Source organism: Natronotalea proteinilytica (assembly GCF_055379935.1).
In genome coordinates this window covers 266040-284879 of the sequence record NZ_AP043947.1, presented here as the reverse complement: position 1 = coordinate 284879, position 18840 = coordinate 266040, and the positions used below count along the sequence as shown (strand labels likewise).

General features: G+C 56.3%; 12 protein-coding genes. 4 read left to right on the top strand and 8 right to left on the bottom strand.

What is annotated here, in order from left to right; genetic code table 11:
* Position 1: 1 nt before the first annotated feature.
* Complete coding sequence (locus ACZ5AL_RS01420) at positions 2-991, top strand: TIGR00341 family protein (protein WP_464511685.1); 990 nt, start codon at positions 2-4, stop codon at positions 989-991.
* Between the two features lie 36 nt (positions 992-1027).
* On the opposite strand, the gene ACZ5AL_RS01415 is transcribed toward ACZ5AL_RS01420, so the two are convergent.
* Positions 1028-2383 (bottom strand): dihydrolipoyl dehydrogenase family protein, encoded by a 1356-nt coding sequence (locus ACZ5AL_RS01415; RefSeq protein ID WP_464511684.1) that lies wholly within the window; start codon positions 2381-2383, stop codon positions 1028-1030.
* Between the two features lie 112 nt (positions 2384-2495).
* The gene (locus ACZ5AL_RS01410) at positions 2496-3806 is read right to left on the bottom strand and encodes an MFS transporter (RefSeq protein ID WP_464511682.1); all 1311 of its coding nucleotides are present in this window, start codon (positions 3804-3806) and stop codon (positions 2496-2498) included.
* A 175-nt stretch (positions 3807-3981) separates the two neighbouring features.
* Between ACZ5AL_RS01410 and ACZ5AL_RS01405 the strand changes: the two genes are divergently transcribed.
* A complete protein-coding gene (locus ACZ5AL_RS01405; RefSeq protein WP_464511681.1) occupies positions 3982-5088 on the top strand; it encodes a glycosyltransferase family protein in 1107 nt (368 codons plus the stop codon).
* A 30-nt stretch (positions 5089-5118) separates the two neighbouring features.
* Here the strand turns inward: ACZ5AL_RS01405 and phoU are convergent, their stop codons facing one another.
* The 6 genes from phoU to ACZ5AL_RS01375 form a co-directional block, all read right to left on the bottom strand.
* Complete coding sequence (gene phoU / locus ACZ5AL_RS01400) at positions 5119-5826, bottom strand: phosphate signaling complex protein PhoU (protein ID WP_464511680.1); 708 nt, start codon at positions 5824-5826, stop codon at positions 5119-5121.
* Between the two features lie 283 nt (positions 5827-6109).
* Positions 6110-7282, bottom strand: coding sequence for a glycosyltransferase family 4 protein (locus ACZ5AL_RS01395; RefSeq protein ID WP_464511678.1), 1173 nt, complete (start codon positions 7280-7282; stop codon positions 6110-6112).
* 65 nt (positions 7283-7347) lie between these two features.
* On the bottom strand, positions 7348-8586 hold the full coding sequence (locus ACZ5AL_RS01390; RefSeq protein ID WP_464511677.1) for a glycosyltransferase family 4 protein: 1239 nt from the start codon (positions 8584-8586) through the stop codon (positions 7348-7350).
* A gap of 1077 nt (positions 8587-9663) precedes the next feature.
* Entirely contained in the window at positions 9664-12930 is a 3267-nt protein-coding gene (locus ACZ5AL_RS01385; protein ID WP_464511675.1) for an amidohydrolase family protein, read from the bottom strand.
* Between the two features lie 152 nt (positions 12931-13082).
* The gene (locus ACZ5AL_RS01380; RefSeq protein WP_464511674.1) at positions 13083-15515 is read right to left on the bottom strand and encodes a GumC family protein; all 2433 of its coding nucleotides are present in this window, start codon (positions 15513-15515) and stop codon (positions 13083-13085) included.
* 465 nt (positions 15516-15980) lie between these two features.
* A complete protein-coding gene (locus tag ACZ5AL_RS01375; RefSeq protein WP_464511673.1) occupies positions 15981-16550 on the bottom strand; it encodes a polysaccharide biosynthesis/export family protein in 570 nt (189 codons plus the stop codon).
* Positions 16551-16729: 179 nt separating this feature from the next.
* Between ACZ5AL_RS01375 and ACZ5AL_RS01370 the strand changes: the two genes are divergently transcribed.
* Both ACZ5AL_RS01370 and ACZ5AL_RS01365 read left to right on the top strand, forming a co-directional pair.
* Complete coding sequence (locus tag ACZ5AL_RS01370; RefSeq protein ID WP_464511672.1) at positions 16730-17932, top strand: anhydro-N-acetylmuramic acid kinase; 1203 nt, start codon at positions 16730-16732, stop codon at positions 17930-17932.
* A gap of 26 nt (positions 17933-17958) precedes the next feature.
* Positions 17959-18837, top strand: coding sequence for an acyl-CoA thioesterase domain-containing protein (locus ACZ5AL_RS01365; RefSeq protein WP_464511670.1), 879 nt, complete (start codon positions 17959-17961; stop codon positions 18835-18837).
* Positions 18838-18840 lie beyond the last annotated feature (3 nt).

The following is an 18840-nucleotide window of genomic DNA, read 5'->3' as shown; positions in this document are numbered from 1 at the left end:
TATGGCTCTCCGACAAATCGATGTGTATCTGCCCGACAGTGGCGACCCGCTGTCTAATTTGACCGATGAGGTGTCGCTTATTGATCGCCACACGATAACGCTTACTGATGGACGCACATTGGAGCGCCTTCTTGTGGACGAAACGCTAGCCGAGGCTACCATCGACCACCTGCATGCGCAGCTTACATCGACCGATGATTTTCGGATTGTGGTAGCCCCGGTTGATGCTACACTTCCTCCACCCGAAGACCAAAAGGAGTCGACTCCTGCAAAAAAGGACGAAAAGAGCACCACCCGCATCAGTCGGGAGGAGGTGTATCAAGACATGGTCGATACCGTGCAAATCACCACTGTGTACTACACGTTAATTGCGCTCTCGGTAATTGTGGCTGCCGGAGGTATGCTCCGTGACAATACAGCGGTGGTCATTGGCGCCATGGTTATTGCCCCGCTTATTGGCCCCAATATCGCGCTGGGGCTGGGCACTACGCTGGCTGACCGCGACCTGATCTTGCAGAGCCTCCGCATTAACGCCAGTGGACTTCTTATGGGACTGGCTCTTGCGTTTGGCATGGGGCTTTTTTTGCCGGTCGATCCCAACCAGGCGGAGATCGCACTACGCACGGCTATCGGACTCCCAGACGTGGCGCTCGCTCTGGCTGCTGGCGTAGCTGGTACGCTCGCTATTACGCAGGGCCTGGGTACCGCTATCGTGGGGGTGATGGTGGCTGTGGCGCTGATACCGCCTCTTGTAGCTGTGGGGTTGCTGGCCGGAAGCGGGGAATGGAGTCTGGCGTATCAGGCAGGCCTGCTGCTCGTAACCAACGTGGCCGGCGTCAACTTGGCCGCCGTGCTCACCTTTCTGTGGCAGGGCCTGCGCCCCATGTCGTGGTACCAGGCCGAGCGTGCCAAATGGGCCACCCGCCGCGCCGTCGCTATTTGGACGGTTATCGTGCTTGTGCTGGCCACCGCCATCTGGATGGCTGGATAACACTTCTCTACCCTGTCGGCGCCCTACATTCATGGCTTACTGCACCATATACTGCATATCCGAGCCGTGGGTGGGATACGCAAATGTCGTGTCTTTCACGTCGGCGGGCGTCATGTTGTGACGAATGGCCAGGGTAAACAGGTTGATAAGCTCCGGCGCCTGCTCGCCCAAAAGATGGGCTCCAACAATAGCATCCGTGTCGGCATCGACAACAACTTTGGTGTAGGCAGCATCGGCTTGGATCCGGCGGTAGCTGTACCAGCCGCTCACATCATGCTCAACGATGCGCACCGCTCGTCCTTCGGTTTCAGCCTCGGCCTCCGAAAGGCCCACCATAGCCACAGGCGGATGCGTAAACGCAGCACTGGGCTGCAGGCCATAGGTCATTTTGCGCTTTGTGTCGTTGAGCAGATTGTCCGCCACCGCATGCGATTCTTGTCCTGAGAGAGGCGTCAGCGGCAACCCATCGGTCGCCGCCACATCACCCGCCGCATACACCCGTGGGTTGGTCGGACTTTGCAAGTACTCGTTCACCGTAATGCCTCCACGCTCAACCGCCACATTGCCCGCTTTCAGGTTTAGCGCCTCCACGTTAGGCACGCGTCCCGCTCCGTGCACCACCAAGTCCGCTTCGTAGGTCGCCGTGCTCCCATCAGCCTGCTGCGTCTCGACCCGATAGCGCCCCTTGTGCTTCGTGATGCGCGTTGCATCTGTATTCAGATGGATGTGCAAGCCCTGCTCACGCGACGCCTCCACAAACCGATCGGTCACATCCGGGTCGAACGCCGGGAGCGCATGGGATTCGCGCTGTACAATGCGCACCTCGGCTCCAGCTCGATGCGCCACGTGGGCAAACTCAAACGAGATGTATCCGCCCCCCACAAACAGGATCTGGTCGGGCAGAGCGGATAGCTCCATAAACTCATCGCTCGTAACAAGCAGATCAGCCCCTTCAAAAGGAAGCGGCGCCGGACGCATCCCTGTGGCGATCAAAATATGGCTGCCTCGCAACAAGGTATCGTTGACACGCAATGTTTGCTCATCCACAAACGAAGCCGTCCCGTGATACGCGTCAATCCCAGCCTTTTCGAGCGAGCGCTCTCGGGCCGCTGACACGGGCTCTGTGAAGGTGCGCTTGAACTCGATAAGCGCCTCCCAATCGATCTGAGGTGGCGCACTGATACCGTGTCCTGTAAGCCGGGCCGCCTGATCGACTGTGTGGGCAGCCCCCACCAATACCTTCTTCGGATCGCATCCTCGCTGGGCGCAGGTGCCTCCAAACGGGCGGTTATCGATTTGTGCGACGGACCACCCTGCTTTTTTGCACCGTCGCGCGGCAACCGAACCGCCACCGCCTGAACCGACAACGAGTAAATCATACAAGGTAGCCATAATACGAGCTATATATTGGGGATAACGAAACGAAGCCGGCCCTGCTATACAGAACGAGTAACGACCGGCCTAGCTACGTGCATGCTCGGAAGCAGGCGTTACAGTCGGTTTGCTAGGGGTTCGTCTTGTTCGGAGCCGAGGGGCTCGTTGAAGAGGGGGAAATGGTAGCTGCCTCCGACGTGCCATCTGATGTGGAGGACGCAGGCGATGTGGTGGCTTGTTCGGGGCGATCTTGGTTCAGGTCGGGTTCAGGCAGTCCCCATTTCACGATGGCTGCCATGAGGAGAATAGCCGCTGCGCCCATCACCGTATTACTGACGTATCCATACGGTCCGTAGGTGATGCCTGCAATGAAGCTACCCACGCCAAACCCAACCTGCCCCAGCCCCACGGCCAGCCCCATCAACAACCCGCGGCGAGCGTCCTTCACAAGAGCGGTCATGAGCGCTTGCAGAGGACTGATGCGAATGCCCACCGTTACCATAGCCAGGAAGAAAAGGAAGGCGGCCATTGCAAATCCGTCGATGGTGTACGGAGCGATGAGAATGAGCACGCTGAGCCCCAGGCACGAAAAGATGACCAGCGGCTTGCGTCCAATTGTGTCAGAGACATGCCCGGCGACGGGAGCAGCAATGATGTTGCCCATGCCGCCAATGGCAAACAGGAGCGCAATTTGAAAGCCCGAGATGCCAATTTCCACTTCGAGCCAGGTAGGAAGAAACGATGCAAACAGCCCGATGCCCAAAAACATGAGAAAGTATGTAGCCACCGCCGCCACAATTTCGGAGCGGCGTATAAGCCGACGGTACTTACTGACCATGCGCCGTATGGTCAGTCGTTTGGGGTCGAGGTATTCGTTAACAGCAGGGAGCACAAACCAGATGAGAATTGTTGCCAGCCCCATCGTAATGGCAAACATCAAGAAGGGCCAGCGATAGCCAAACGCTGTAGCAAGCACTTTACCGATGGGGATGCCCGCAATTTGCCCGAAGGCCGTCCCGCTCATCACCCAACCGTTGGCCCATCCGCGCCGGTCATACGGAAAGTAATCGCCGATGTAAGCCACTGAACCGCCACTCAAGATACCGCCCCCCACGCCTGCAAGCGTACGCATAATGAGCAGCAGTGTAAAGTCGGCGGCAACGGTGTGCAGCGCAAGCGCAACCGCCATAAGCGCCGACCCGATGAGCAAGATACGCCGACGCCCAATCCGATCAGAGATCGGGCCCGTAATCACAGCCGATATGCCAAGGGCGAACGCATAGGAGCCCAGCAGAATACCTTGCCAGAACTCCCCAATCTCCAGCGTTTCGCTAATCTCAGGGAGGATAGGGGTAACAATAATTACCTGGCTGCTGGCCGAGAACATCATCAGCCAGAGCGCAAACAAAATTAAGTACGTGTTGCCTTTTGAATCTGCCACAGCAGCCAATTCGTCCCCATTCAAATCGGAGTCCCAACGAGCCCACCGCATGCGGGTTTCGGAATGGTGCGGCTGCGTTACGAAAGGCAACTAAAAAACACATAGGTGCCGGATACGCTCCGTATGGGTTTTGTATTCCACCACACGACGCTCCCAATTGGTTACAGCTTGTATTATGCGTGTTCTGTTTGTTATTCAAGGCGAAGGACGCGGGCACCTCACCCAGGCGTTGGCATTACAGGCAGACTTGCATGAAGCCGGTCACGAGGTGGTAGGAGGGGTCATCAGCCACAATGGCACGTCACAATGGCCATCTTTTTTTGTGGAGCAGTTCCGTGCACCATTAACGCCTATTGAGAGCCTGTCAATCGTCATGGATCGGCATCGGCGTAGCGTACGGCCGGTTGCCACGGTGATGCATGCGCTTTGCCGCTTTGCGCAGCGCACATCTACACTCGATTTGCTACAGGCTACGATTGACACAACACGCCCCGATGTCATCATCAACTTTTTTGAGCCTGCCGTAAGCCTGCTGGCCCAGCGCCGATCACTCTCGGTGCCCGTAGTAGCTGTGGCCCATCAGTACATGTTTTTACATCCCAACTACCGGTTTCCGCCCGGTCAATGGCTACAGCGGCAGGCGGCACGGTCGTTTACATGGTTTACTGGATATGAAGCGGTGGTGCGCATTGCCTTGTCACTGTATCCAGCCCCCAGCCACGAAACGCTGCGTGTGCATCCCCCCCTGTTACGCCCAATTGTTCGCACGCAGACGCCTTGGTCTCCCCCACACGGCCATTTACAAGTGTACCTTATGAACGCCGGGTATGCTCGCGACGTGATGCACTGGCACCAAGCGCATCCAGACGTGCCGCTTCGTTGCTTTTGGAGCCGCCCTGGCATAACGCGCCCCGAACACGTTGACGACACCTTAACCATCTATCCGATTAGCCAACGGCACTTTGTGAAGGGCTTGGCCGCTGCACGAGGCCTTATTACGACGGCTGGATTTGAATCGGTGGCCGAGGCGATGTACCTGAATACGCCGGTGCAGGCCGTTCCTGTACAGAGCCACTACGAACACCGTTGCAACGCTTACGACACAGTGCGCGCCGGTGCGGGTATTCGTTCGAACACATTTGACTGTTCAGCCCTATGGGCGTTTGCCCAACGCTATGAGGCCTCTTCCAATGCCTACCGTCAGTGGGTTGAGCAGGGAGCCGAGCAGCTAATTGCAACGATAGAACAGGCTGCTTATGGTAACGCGCCTGTTCCGCTATAGACGCCTGCGGCTTTACCACATGGCAGGGAGCTACAGCGCGCCATTGTTGTCTTGGTCAGTATCTTCGTCTTGGCGGGCCCGTACCGCAGCATGGCGTACGTCCTCGCCTTCAAGCATGAAAATGACACACTTGGCGATATTTTTAGCATGATCGCCCACCCGTTCAATGGCCTTGCTGGCTGCAATGAGATGTGCTGCTGGATCGGCCTGTTCAGGATGGGTTTTGCAGTAATCGACCAACATCTGAAAGTTTTCATGATGCAACTCATTCACACGCTCGTCGAACGAGGGCACTTGCTGAGCCAACGTTGGATCGCGCTCTAGAAACGAGCGGCGCGCTTCAGTAAGCATGGTATTGCAGGCTTCTGCCAATGCCTCAAACTTAGTATGTTCAATGACCTCGGGCGCATCGTATACATGGTCCGTATTTCGTGCCAAATTGCGGCAGTGATCGCCCATACGCTCTAGATCAGTGTTGATTTTCACAACCACAATGAGCAAGCGCAAGTCGATAGCAACAGGCTGATACAGAGCAAGAATACGCTCGCATTGCCGATCGATTTGCAGTTCGAGGGCGTCCACTTCATCGTCGCGCGCAATGACAGCCTGTGCGGCCTCGCGGTCGCCGTTGAGCAGAGCCTCTACACTATCGGTAAACTGCTCCGCCACGATGTCAGACATGGTGAGAAGTAGGTGGCGAAGTTCTGCAAGTTCACGGGTAAGGTTTAATCGAGACATGAAAGCAGCGTACAATGCGGAGGATGAATGAACGCACAGACTGATAGGCCCTAACGGATCTTGTATACAGCCCGGTGTTTTCTTTCTTATGCCCCTCCTCGTATACGGTTCATGCCTCACGTTGACTTCTCTCCCGACAAATGAGAAGCATTCACACCTGTAAAAGGCGGGGGCTTGCCGCTGTCAAACTCGGGTAGGAACTCCCACTCCGATCTCTGACGCGATTGATCCTCTAACGATGGAGGGTTGTTCGTTTCCTTTGCTCACAAACCTAACCGTTTTATCATGAAGAGGTAGCCATGGGCTCGTTGACATCTACCTCAACATGATCGCTGGGCAGCGTATCGCCAGGAGCCAGCACAGGAGCAGCCAGTTTGCTAAGGACCGACACGTATTGCTCGGCCACCGCGGTCCATCCAAACGTAGCTTCGGTATGATGCACAGCACGTGCTGAAGCCAGACGTAGCTTTTCGGGCTGTCTATAGTACTGCATCACTGCGTCGCGAAATGCTGCTGGATGTTCGCTGGATACCAGATGGCCATTCTCGCCTTCGGTGATCACGTCTTGGATTCCTTCAAGACGTGCGGCAATGGAAGGGCATCCACACTGCCCGGCCTCAAGCATCACCACGCCAAAGCCCTCCATATCGCCCTCTACGGGCACGTTAGGCATGATGAACAGATCAGAGCCTCGGTACAAACGAGCCAAATCGCGGTTTGAAATCCGCCCAAGCAGTCGCACACGGTCTCCCAATTGATGCCGGTCGATAGCACGCTGAATGGTGTCGTTCTCAGGGCCATTTCCAGCAAGCCAGTAGTGCACATTATCGGGCAGCGTAGGCATGACCTCGCGCACGAACCATGCAAACCCCTTTCGCTTCACTTGGCGTCCCACGCTGCAGAGAAGTAGTGCATCATCGGGCAGTGGGTCGTTAGGAGCGCCCAGTGCGTGCTCTAATGTTTGACGCATCGTAGACCTGTCTTGAGGCGGCTCGTACCGGTCTAGATCAATGCCGTTGGGCACGACATGCACCTGCTCAGTTGGCATACCGCGTGCAATGCAAGCGTCGCCTGTGGCGCGGCTTACGGGAAGAACAGCATCCAGCGCATCAAACACGCGCGGCACGAACCACTGATAGATCGATGTGTCGAGCGTCACATCTAACCCGTGGGCAATGGTTGCCACTTTCACGTTGTGGCGGTCAAAGAAGCCGCGCAATGGTACCGCCAGCGAGGCCGTCACCATTGACGAAAAGAGCACCACATCCGCTTTGTTTTGCCGAACGGCCTGGCGGATGCGCCACGCGGCCTTCCCCAAAAAGAAGGGCACCTTATAGGGCGTCCACCGCCACGAGCTGCGCAGCAATACCGAATCCACATAGGGAGGCGCCGAGCGCGCTTGCAGCGCCTCGTGCAACTTTAGCGAAACGCGTTGCATCCCCCCTACATTCGCCATAGGGCGATTTTTAGGAGGCAGCGAATGGGAAACGTACAACAGATGCACGATATCAATACAGATAGTTAGGCAGGATGCGAGACTGCTGAAGGAGAAGCAGTTTGAGGCGCCGCATTGGCAGGCTCATCCCTCTCTCCGGATAGTACGTTATCGTAGTACGTATCCATTCGCTTCAGCAACGTAGTCCAGGTGTATGACTGCGCACGATTGTGGGCAGCATGGCCCATTGCAGTGCGTTTGTCGGGTTGTACAATCAACGTGGCAAGGGCGTTGGCAAATGCGTGTACATCAGCAGGCGGGCATAAGAAGCCGGTGGTGCCATCGTTGACCAGGTCGCGGCTTCCCACGGCATCGGCGCATACGGTTGGCACGCCTGAGGCCATGGCTTCCAGGGTGACGTTTCCGAAGGTCTCCGTATCGCTTGGAAACACAAAGAGATCGCTGCTTGCATAAGCTGTTGCCAGCTCTGAACCTTCCAAGAACCCCGTGAAGCACGCCCCACTCAGCTCTGCTTCGAGATCCTGACGAGCCGGCCCATCGCCTACGATAAGCCACCGGGCGGTGCATCCACGCTGTTCCAGCGCTTTCTGGATGCGTGGTAACAGGGGCAGCCCTTTTTCCAACACGAGCCGACTCACAAACGAAATGACCACTTCGTCGTCCTCAATGCCCTGGGCGCGGCGCCACTCCATACTTCGATGACGCGGATGAAAGCGCTCGGCGTTAATGCCGCGCTCCCACGGACGCAAACCTTTGGTAATGCCGTGGGCCCGCAGAATATCAGCCATGGCTGAGGAGGGCACATAGATGTGCTTACAACGCGTGTAGAAGTAGCGCAGATAAGCCCAGAGCACGGGCTCCAGCGTGGTGAGTCCGTAGTATTTCAGGTACGAACTAAAGTGCGTATGATATGACGCCACAACCGGACGTTCTCGGCGCTGCGCTGTGTGAAGGGCGTGCAGCCCTAGCACATCAGGCGTGGCGATGTGAAAAATAGTGGGGTCGAATGCATCGATCACGTGCTTCGCTTCTGCAGAGAGCCCAAGCGAAATCCGATAATCGGGACGCCCCGGGGCCGCCACAGAGGGGATGGGGCACATTGTACCGGCATGGTTTAGTGCGGGCGATTCAACCGTTGGGGCGAACACACGAACAGCGGTATCAGGCTGATTCGTTAGGTGGGCCACCAGCCGGTTAAGCGTTAACGACACGCCATCAGCAATGTGGTTGTATGCTCCTGCAAAGAGTGCGACCCGTTTGGGGGCCTTGGCCTCTTCCGGAGATACAGAATGCGATGCAAACATGTGGGAGGGGACCCAATCTTAAAAAGCAATAGTCCTCTAGCGCAGGCGCCAGCCGAACATCATCTACGCAAGCAAACGTACGGGTGGGGGTAATCCGTACGGCCGAACTTATACGCAGTGCGTGTGGGAACGCCACGCGTCTCAGCCTGCAAAACACACGCCAACGGTGGATTGCAAGCTGCTATGCCGGCGCTTTTTGTAGAATTATGGCGTGTATGTGGTGCCGCTCAACTCGCAACGAAGGTAACACACATTTTATGAGTTGCCACGTTCTTCATAATTGACATACCGCAGTTCACGCGAGCCCCATACAACACCCGCTTGCATCGGAAACGATTTGCATCTCTGCCATATGCGAATACCCCAAGTTCGCGAGATCGTATTGAATCCCACTCAATTAAAAAACGGTAGCGGTAAGATGTTAAGTGGTCTACATCATCACGACTCGCTCAAACCCCCTCTCCCTTATTCCGCTTCGCTCCATCAGTCGCCCTCCGGGCTCGTGTCGGGTTTCTCCCCCTTAGCCAACTAGTCCTTGCACATAATTTTTTCTTCGCTATGTTGTTTATTTAAAGTTAGTTGTCTCCACCGCCCGTTCAATGAGAGACTGTTGGCTCCTACAACAAGAACCCATCTGGGCGTCTTCTCGGGGGAATAGTCGGGGGAATGGATCCTGAATCAAGTTCAGGATGACGTATCGGGGGGCGGTGCCGAAGACGAAGGCCCCCTTTCAACTCCAACGCCACCCCTTGAACGTCATCCAGATCCTGAATCGAGTTCAGGACAGGAAAGCAAGCCGGCGAGCGCGATCCAGGATCCAGAAAAGGCACCGGCCGCACGAGGCTCCGCGGGCGCCGTCCCTCGTTCTGGCCAATACGTTGATGATCCCGTCAACAACAGTCAACAACAAGTCCAGATTGCAACCCGTGATCAACGATTATCACCATCTCGAGTTGTGTGCATAGACTAGTGCGGTCTCCAACCACCTTATCATTTAGCGTCTATCCACTACCAAAAAAAACGCCGACAAGCCTGAATAGCCTGCCGGCGCATTATATAAGCGGCTCTGGAAATCAATCAGTGGGCCGCATGAGGATGGCTATGTGCATCGCATACGCATTGCTGCGGAGCGAAGTCGTCGTCCCAAATCATGCGATCGGTCTCGCCTTCACGTTCAAAGTAGAGCGGACCTCGCTCTTGGGGATGATTACCGACCTCGTCCATGGTTTCGGCGTCGTAGAGCCGCCCGTTCTTCATGACAAGATCGATCTCCTCGCTGTTACGGATGTCGTCAAGCGGATTTTCGTCGAGGACAAGCAGGTCGGCTCGTTTGCCGGCTTCGAGGGATCCAAGTTCATGATCCATGCCCAAGTAGGTAGCCCCGTGCATGGTGGCGCTACGTAGCGCTTCATGCGGCGTCATGCCGCCCTGCTCAAACATCCAGAGCTCCCAGTGAGGCGCGATGCCTTGCATCTGTCCGTGTCCGCCAACCTGAACGGTCTGGTTAATGTCGTAAATGTCTTTGGTTGCAGCGGCCGTTTCGAAGTGGAAGTACTCTTCTTCGGGCACAATGGTACGGCGGCGCGAGCGCTCATCGACCATGGGACGGGGCACGAAAGTCAGCAAGCGGTCGTTCTCCCACACGTTATCGTGGTGGAAGAAGTAGTGCTCGCCCCGATAGCCGCCGTAGCTTACGACCAGTGTGGGCGTATAACCTACATTGGTGGCCTCCCACATCTGAAGCATGTCACTGTAGAGCGGGGCGACCGGAATGTTATGTTCAATGCCGGTATGGCCGTCTTGGATCATGTTCATGTTATGGAAGAACGTTGATCCACCTTCGGGATACACGTGCATTTCCATTTCGCGGGCCGCCTGCAGCACCTGTTGACGCTGGTCGCGACGCGGCTGATTGTAGCTTTTGACGGAGAATGCGCCCACAGCCTGTAACCGATTCAAGTGGAAACGCGCATCGTCGAGGTTGTCAATTTCAGCCCGGAAGTCGCCATCGGCCCCGTACAGAATGCGTCCGGTGGAGAACACGCGCGGCCCGGTTGAATGTCCAGCGCGCACCATCTCGGCCTGGTTAAACACGTTCTCGGTGTTGGCCGAGGGATCGTGGATGGTGGTAATGCCAAATGCCAGGTTCGCGTGGTAGTACCAGTTTCGCTGAGGCATAATACCGCCAAAGAAGTGCCCTTCGTGGGCATGGGCATCAATCATACCGGGCATGAGGGTCTGCCCTTCAGCATCAACGACATGAACATTGGTGGGAAGCGCTACTTCACCAGATGGGCCCACATCGACGATGCGGTCTCCCTCCACTACAAGCGTGCCACTTTCGATGACTTCATCGTCATCGTTCATGGTAATGATGCGTGCATTGGTGAAGGCCACCTGTCCACTGGGGCGGTCTACAGGAAGGGTTAGATCAACCTCGGCCACCTCGGTGGAGGCGACGGGATCGACCTCTTCGTCATCACTCAAAAACGCAAAGGCGTCTTCGAGCGAGAGCGTGTGATGCTCGGGACCAATCATCCAGTGCAGCTGGTCGCTATCGCCGGACCAGTGCAGGTAGTTTCCTGCGTTTTCGGTAACTTGTGCAACGGGCACACCCCGCATGTCTTTGGTAAGCTCCAGCGACCCACCGGTCTTGGGAAACGGGGCCACATACACATGAAACAGTTCTTGAAAAGCAACCCAGTTGCCATCTGGAGAGGGCACCACCGTGCTCACATCGCGCATGGTGAAGTGAGTGCGCTCATTGGCACCATTAAGATCGACACTGTGGTACGCCTTGCTGAGTCCGCCACCGGTCATATAGTAGATGCGGTTGCCATCTGCAGTAAAGCGGGGTTCGCTGCCGTTTTCGGTGATGAGTGTCGGTTCTTCGCCCGGGCTGACGGTGTAAAGGCCGGTTTCTGTACTATGGAGGGTGCCGATGAGGCTGTTCCCACTTGCACGCTGGTAGACCACAGTTTCACCATCGGGCGCAAACTGGGGGGTGTGATAGTAGCCGGGGGTGTCTACGAGGATCTGCGGGTTCGACCCATCCACACGAATGGTGCGGACCGTTCCGTAGTCGTCGTCGCCCCAGGTGGTATAGACGATGCGTTCTCCGTCGGGGCTAAACGCGGGGCTGTATTCGAAATGGTCATTGTCAGTGAGACGGGTGGGGGTGCCGTCGGGCAGACCCATCCGGTAGAGGTGCCCAGCGGCGTGAAATACGAGCGTTTCGCCATCGGGCGAGGTGATGCCGTCGCGCAACATGCGGGCGCGAAAGGTGTCGTCGGGCACGTCTTGTTGGAAGTGGACGGGTTCGGCCAGTTCCTGCTCGACCTCTGCCTCGAACGGAATGACGCTCGATTCGCCGGTGTCTACATCGACGCGGTGCAGTTGACCTTCGCCGTAGATTACGATCTCTTCGCCGTTGGGATGCCAGGAGTAGCTGGGGTAGGGTCCGAAGATGGCCCATGTTTCTTGTTGATCGCGGGTGAGGCCGTCAAAGATCGGCGTTTCGGCGCCGGTTTCTAGGTCGTAGAGGAACAGCACGCTTTCGTTACGTACGCGCCGCACGAACGAGATGTAGTCGCCATCGGGGGATACCTGTGGGCCAAGGGCGCTGCCGCGACCGCTAATCAGTGTTTCGATCTCCCCGGTTTCGCGATCCAACTGGCGGATGCCGTAGATGACGCTGTTGGGATCTTTGTCGTACTCGAACGTCCCGCCAGGAGTGATGTCTTCGCTCCAGTAAAGGTAGCGTCCGTCTGGAGACAAAACGGGTTCGCCTGCATCTTTTTGATCGGTGCGGCGCTCAGTGAGTTGGAGGCCTGCTGTGCCGCCTGCTCGGTGGTACATCCACATCTCGCCCGCACCAAGCGATCGGGTGGACGTGAAGTGCTTGCGCGCTACGATGTACTCGCCATCGGGCGTCCAGACGGGATTGTTGAGCAAGCGGAACGACTCATCGGTGACCTGCTGGTGGTCGTTGCCGGACCGGTCCATCGTCCAGATGTTGTCGCCTCCGCTCTGGTCGCTGGTAAACGCGATGCGGTTCCCCTCGGGACTGTAGCGAGGTTGGATGGTCATGTTAAGGCCGCTGGTCAGGCGCGTGGCTGTGCCGCCTTCTATGGGCAGCGTGTAGATATCGCCCAGCAGGTCGAAGACAATTTCGTCGCCCTCCGGGTGCACATCCACGTTCATCCAGGTGCCTTCATCCGCGGTAAAGGAGACGGAGCGGTCGGGCTCTAGCGCGGTGTTGACATCCCATTCGTCGTTTTCCTGGGCGGTGGCTGTGCTTACCAGACAGCAAAGCACGAGCGTGAGTAGCAGAGAGCGCATCATACAGACAGAGGGCCGGATTCAGAGATCAGGAAAGCCCTCTTAAGATAGGTGTGCACAAACAAGAGGTGCAACCCGGCTGATCTGGTTCCACCGGGATTCCATGAATCGTTGGTGGCGGTACCAATGCGGGGTTAGGCTCTGCCCTGTACCCGTTAGCGTCCTAGCCACTGTTGCAACCGGCTCTTACGGCTTGATGTGTCTTCGTTGTAGTATTCGGTGAGACTTTTTAGGCCCTGTGCGTACCCATAGTTATCATAGTTGTAGGCATACCGGCTTCCGCTATTTTCAGCGCTGTAGTTGTTAAGTACGCATCCAATGAGGGGCGCTTCGACATCACGAAGCTGGCTTAGGGCATGGTCGAGCGCGCGGCTGTCAGTTTCACCCGCTGCCGCAACCATCATTACGCCTTCGCAGTAGGGCGAAAGCGCCATGGCATCGCTAAAGAGAAGCACCGGTGCAGTATCGACCACAACATAGTCGAACTGCTCGTTCATGTCATTGAGCAGGGTTTCCATGCGATGGGAGCCCAATAGCTCAGACGGATTCGGGACGGTATCGCCACCTGGAATGACGTGCAAATGATCGACTGAGGTAGCCAGTGTGGCTGGATCGGGAGGTCCATCGTAGAGCACGTCGACCAATGAAGGGGCGTCGGTGGTGTCAAAGAGATTGTGCAGATACGGACGACGCAAGTCGGCGTCAATCAAGAGCGTGTCTTGCCCGGCACTTGCAAGCGCCAACGCTAAGTTGGTTGCCGTAGTCGTTTTGCCCTCGCCCTTGCTTGCACTGGTTACCGCGACGGTGCGCACTTCGTTGTCGGGTCGCGCAAATCGAAGGTTGGTGCGAAGACGGCGGTAGGCCTCTGCCACTGCCGACATGGGACTTACCAGCATGGGGAGAGTTGTGGGCACCTCGCGTCCATCAATGGTAATGGTGTCGGCTCCGTCAAAGTCGCGATCGATGATGGGCTTCATGGAGGGAATGACGCCTAACAGATGTTCACCGGTTTCGCGAATGTCTTCCGGCTGCCGCACACGCGTGTCCATCATTTCCCAGATGATAACCAGTCCGCCGCCCAGCGCAAGTCCTAGCAGAGCAGCCAGCATGAGATTGCGCTCCGGGTCGGGCGAGATTGGATTGGACGGGACGCCTGCAAAGCGGACTACTTCGGCGTTCCCCATCTCCGACTCCAGCGTCATGCGTGTTTCCTGCATTTGCTGTTGCACGTAGTTGTACACATTCTCGGCCGAGCGCCGATCACGCTGTAGGCGAGCTAACTGAAGCGATTGCGCAGGGAGTTCTTGCAGGCGGGCTCGGTACTCTTGAAGCTGGTTATCGATATTTGCCATCCGGGCTTCGATACCGCTAACCTCGATGCGCTGGCGCACCAGTTGTTCGCGTTGTTGGGCAACGTATTCTACACCTCGTCCACTACTTTCACCAGGACCAGCCCCTCCAGCAGCTAGCGCCTGATCAACGTACGTGCCGGCCATTTCATCAATGCGCTCGTCGAGCGATGCGATGCGGTCTTCAATGCGAGCCAGCTCACGCTCTAAGCGTCCGCCCTGCGGGTTGGCTACAACTCCTGGATTGCGTTCTGTGAAACGCTCGCGCTGTGTTTTAAGCTCGCTGCGCTGCTCTTGAGCACGAGCCAAGTTGTCGTCAATATCGGAAGCAAGTCGCTCGGCTAACTGCGGCTCTATGACATCCACATTGTCTTGTTGCGCACTGAGCCGCGACTCATGCATATCCAGCTCAATTGCGAGTTGTGCCCGTTCGGTTTCCAGGCTGGTGATGCGCGAAACGGTGCTGCTGGTTTCTTGATCAAGCGCCACAGCCTCTTCCTCGCGCATGAAATCAACCACGCGCTGCTCGGCTTCCGCAATTTCCTCTTCCAGTGTTTCTGACTGTCGCTCTAAGAAATCAAACGATGCTTGCACGCTTTGCCGGCTCTGTTCCCGCGAATACTCGATGTACTCCTCTGAAAACAGGTTTACAATCAGCGCGGCTTCTTGCGGGTTGGTACTGGTCGTAGCCAGACGGATAGCATCGATTTCTTCACCTCCTGAGCTCGCACTGATTCGCCCTGTAAGGCGCCTAGCGAGTTGTTGCTCGGAGATGCGTTCCCGCTGCTCGCCCTCGCCTGCGTACATGACCGGCGGTCCCGCTTCTTCGCCTTCGGGATAGTCAGCCATCATGCGTTCCGCAACACGACTAGCCAGCTCATCAGACTGGCGGAGCACAAAGAGTTGATTAGCAATGGAGCGATCCCCCATCAGACGCGATCCCGTTCGGGTGGCCATCACCGTTGGGTCGTCAGGCTTGATCAGCACCAAACTGGAGGTTTGGTACTGCTGCGGGAGAGTGTATGTGTACACCGCTGATGCAGCTACGACAACGGCGAACACGGCAAGGATAAACCACTTGTACCCCCATAGCGTGGCAAGCAGTTCACGGAGTTGAGAAGCCCCGGTCTCTTGCCCGTATGCATCATCATAAAGCTGCCCCTGGGCTGGCCACGGACTGCGTGATGCACCATCGGTCCCATTATGTCCATTTTGGGGCGGTAAGGAAGGAGAGGCCATAGGTCATAAAGGGCTTTCTACACGAACGGCACGCCGGCCGCACAAACTGTACGTCCAGAATTACGATGCTCTGTCAATTGATGTTCTATCAGAATGCTCAGCCATGCTGAATGCATAGAACATCTCTCAGTAGCTGTCTTGCTTTTCAATGATAAGTGTGATACGTCCTTAAAATAGGGATCTCTTCTTTACAAACTGGAATGCCCCAATGGCATGCAATAGCTTTTGAATCCTTTGGTACGGTTACCAGAAGGAATACAATGCGTAGGTGGTGGAACAGGTTTTCTAAACGCGTAAAGCAACCGAAGGAACGTACCTTGGCGAATCTTTCATTGCAAGAGGCAATAGCGACAAGACGCTTTGAGCAAGACGAGCCGCGGGCCACTCATGGTACAAAGCGGGGTGAGGAATGCAACTCCCCCCAGCACTTTAACAGCCGCTGTGCTACTGTCTTTAGCGAAGCTGCTAAAAAGCATCCCATAAGCGGATTCCCAAAAGCGTTAGGCTTGCCAAGCTGCTAGCGACACCTAATATATCCCGAAACCGTAGCGGTGTACGTGCACGTTCTAACTCAACAATCATAATGTCGTCGTCTTGCAACACCGGGTAGGTGGTGTCTTCAATCAAGCGTTCTAGCGGCGCATCGTAAATGATCTCGCGCTCGCCATCATCATTGGTGCGGTACAGCTTAATTTGAATATCATCGGGGTCTTGCCCGCGCTGCCGTGCATCAATAGGGGCTCCGCCCGCCATTGTAAGCAGCTTGTCGAGTTTGGTGTCTTCTGGAATCTCGTAAATGCCCGTACCGCCAATTGTCCCCCACACCGACACCTGCACAGTAGCGTCACCCGGGCGTGCATAGTAAAAGTATGAAACGCTGGTTTCTGTCTCCTGCAGACGATCTAAGCTCTGCGCTGCAGCAGGACCTGCAATCCATATTGCTACGAATAGTACACCTAAGGTGCAACAAGCAAGACGAAACGTATTCACAGAAAGCGTAGATAGGTGCGCGGTAGACAATGGGGTGTGTAGCATAGCCCGATGCGTAATGCATCTTTGCGTTTCCGTTACAGCATCCGGTACCGAACGTTCCATTTGAGCGTATCGTTTGGCACAGCTAAACGGTGCAACCTCGTTCTTGCGCAACGAAACACGCTGCCCGATTCGTACCGTCTCGGTTGCGATTTATCGTTTTCACATACTGCTTCTCTGTCATGACACGCCCTTTGCGCCCACTCGCCACCAACGCTCTTCCCTCTCCATGTCATGTTGTGGGTGTGATGAGCGGCACTTCGTTTGACGGCATTGATGCTGTTCTCGTTCGCCTTTCGGGCACACAGAAGGATCTTGATCTTGTCCCTCTCGCCTCTCATGAGCATCCATACCCTGATGTTCTGCACGACATACTGCACACTGTAAGCATCGACGAATCGATTTCGCTGGATATGCTCGCCCGGCTTCCTACGCGGCTAGCCCATCTCTACGCAGACGCCGTACGGGCGCTCGTAGAGCAGGCCTCCATTCCGTTTGAAGATGTTCACTTAGTGGGCGTACACGGACAAACGGTAGCCCATCGCCCTGAGCCTGCTCGTTGTGCTGGCGCTCCGGCAACAGGGTCGGTGCAACTGGGGCATCCCGGTATGATGGCTACCGAGCTTGGCATCCCGGTGGTGGGCGACTTTCGCACGGCCGACATGGCACTGGGTGGACAAGGCGCCCCTATTGTACCGTATCTTGATTACATGGTGCTTGGGGCATCGGATGAGTCTCGGCTCATGCTCAATCTCGGGGGTATTGCAAACGTCACTATTGTACCCGCTGGCGCGTCTCCCGATACCGTCCGCGCCTTCGACACCGGTCCGGCCAACATGGTGTCGGATGCGCTCATGCAACGCCTTTTCGACCAACCCTATGATCCGAACGGTCGCTATGCTCAACAGGGCACCGCCCACCCGGGTCTAGTGGCCGACCTGCTCGACGCCCCCTTTTTCCAGCAACCTCCGCCCCGCTCCACTGGACGTACCATGTTTGGAGCCGACTATGCGGAAAAACTGTGGGAGCGCGTGCAGGACCTAGATGGTTCTCGGGAAGATGCCTTGGCCACATCCGTTCTCCTCACTGCAGCCTCGATCTATCAGGCCTATGCGCAATTCGTCCGTCCAAATACGCCTGCCGACCGGGTTTTGGTGAGTGGCGGTGGACTGCGCAATACAGCGCTCATGAATGCCCTTCGCCGTTCGTTTTCGCCTATTCCGGTTGCCTCAACCGAAACGGTGGGCATCAATCCGGATATGAAGGAGGCCATTTGTATGGCTGTTTTGGCGTATGAGCGCACGCGCGACGCATCGACGAGCTTGCCTGCTGTGACAGGAGCCCGAGCGGCCACCTCTTTGGGCACGATCTACCTTCCAGCATAGTCCCCTTCCTTCATCAATCTGATATCATGGCGTTTACTCTTGATAACTTACGTTCGCTTATCGATTTAGAGCGGATCGAGCATAATATTTTTCGGGGGACGAACTACGACATTGGCTCGGGAAGCGTGTTTGGCGGACAGGCGTTGGCGCAATCGCTTGTGGCCGCGCAACGGACAGTCGATGACCCCACACGGGTAGCCCACTCTATGCACGGATACTTTATCTTGGCGGGGGATGTGCACCATCCGATTGTATACGAGGTGGATCGGCTGCGCGACGGCTCCTCGTTCACCACGCGCCGCATTGTAGCTATTCAGCACGGACGGGCTATTTTCAACATGGCGGTGTCGTTTCATACGCCTGAGCCGGGCGATGCCCATCAGCATGACATGCCTGATGTACCACCCCCCGACGCCCTCACCTCGGAGGTAGAGCTGTTGCGCCAAATCGCTGATCGTATTCCGGCTCCGCTACGCAAACAGTACACACAAGCTCGTCCGATCGAAGTGCGCCCCGTCAAGCCTGTAGATCCATTCAACCCACAGCCTACTGACCCCGTACATCATGCATGGGTACGCGTAACGGGTACGCTACCAGAGGCTCAACTCTTGCATCAAGCAGTATTTGCGTATGTCTCGGATTATGGATTGCTAAGCACGGCCCTGCGCCCACATGGGCGTTCATTTGTACAGCCGAATCTGCAAATGGCGTCGCTCGACCATGCGTTGTGGTTTCACCGACCGTTTTCGATCAATGAATGGCTGTTGTATCGTACCGAAAGCCCTGTAGCAGATGGCGCGCGGGGCTATGTACGGGGAGAGGTGTTTACGCAAACGGGTACATTGGTCGCCTCAGTAGCCCAAGAGGGGCTGATGCGTGTACATGACTCAGATGACGATGTGTAGCGT

Coding starts and splice junctions, on each gene's coding strand:
- ACZ5AL_RS01420 (WP_464511685.1), top strand. CDS start 2: ATGGCTCTCCGACAAATCGATGTGTATCTGCCCGACAGTGGCGACCCG.
- ACZ5AL_RS01415 (WP_464511684.1), bottom strand. CDS start 2,383: ATGGCTACCTTGTATGATTTACTCGTTGTCGGTTCAGGCGGTGGCGGT.
- ACZ5AL_RS01405 (WP_464511681.1), top strand. CDS start 3,982: ATGCGTGTTCTGTTTGTTATTCAAGGCGAAGGACGCGGGCACCTCACC.
- phoU (WP_464511680.1), bottom strand. CDS start 5,826: ATGTCTCGATTAAACCTTACCCGTGAACTTGCAGAACTTCGCCACCTA.
- ACZ5AL_RS01395 (WP_464511678.1), bottom strand. CDS start 7,282: ATGGCGAATGTAGGGGGGATGCAACGCGTTTCGCTAAAGTTGCACGAG.
- ACZ5AL_RS01390 (WP_464511677.1), bottom strand. CDS start 8,586: ATGTTTGCATCGCATTCTGTATCTCCGGAAGAGGCCAAGGCCCCCAAA.
- ACZ5AL_RS01385 (WP_464511675.1), bottom strand. CDS start 12,930: ATGATGCGCTCTCTGCTACTCACGCTCGTGCTTTGCTGTCTGGTAAGC.
- ACZ5AL_RS01380 (WP_464511674.1), bottom strand. CDS start 15,515: ATGGCCTCTCCTTCCTTACCGCCCCAAAATGGACATAATGGGACCGAT.
- ACZ5AL_RS01375 (WP_464511673.1), bottom strand. CDS start 16,550: ATGCTACACACCCCATTGTCTACCGCGCACCTATCTACGCTTTCTGTG.
- ACZ5AL_RS01370 (WP_464511672.1), top strand. CDS start 16,730: ATGACACGCCCTTTGCGCCCACTCGCCACCAACGCTCTTCCCTCTCCA.
- ACZ5AL_RS01365 (WP_464511670.1), top strand. CDS start 17,959: ATGGCGTTTACTCTTGATAACTTACGTTCGCTTATCGATTTAGAGCGG.